This is a genomic window from Bacillus cereus group sp. BceL220 (assembly GCF_051776965.1).
In the GTDB taxonomy this organism is placed as follows: Bacteria; Bacillota; Bacilli; order Bacillales; family Bacillaceae_G; genus Bacillus_A; species Bacillus_A cereus.
The window spans coordinates 1-422 of record NZ_JBPWBC010000059.1; the positions used below are offsets into that span (position 1 = coordinate 1).

Below are 422 nucleotides of genomic sequence, written 5' to 3' on the forward strand. Positions count from 1 at the left end.
AGGTCCATACGATACAATGGATCTTTCCAAAAACGCATAATAGAATTATTTTTCATTTTAAAACAGCCCCTTTGAATTAACTTAATTTCATGTTAAAAATTTTTTGATTAAGTAAAATAATAAAATTTAATTGCACATATTTTGACATTCTTTAGTAATGGTACATGCATGGCCTTTATTCCCTAAAGTATTGCTGATATAAGGAGATTTTGCTGTTAATTGAGTAACCACTATTGTGTTAGTATTAGCTTGAACATCCCCAGCTCCAACTGCGTTAAGTAATTCATTTCCTTGGATTTCTTCTAAACTATCTCCAACTGGACTACCTGGCATATTTCCTCTTTCATCAGAAGAGAGGTCCATACGATACAATGGATCTTTCCAAAAACGCATAATAGAATTATTTTTCATTTTAAAACAGC

1 protein-coding gene is annotated in these 422 nt (G+C 31.0%); it reads right to left on the bottom strand.

Features of this window, described 5'->3' with window-relative positions:
- Positions 1 to 126: 126 nt before the first annotated feature.
- Positions 127 to 422 (bottom strand): plantaricin C family lantibiotic (locus tag ACS2FK_RS30510; RefSeq protein ID WP_438899980.1); only part of this gene is annotated, 296 nt, incomplete at its 5' end.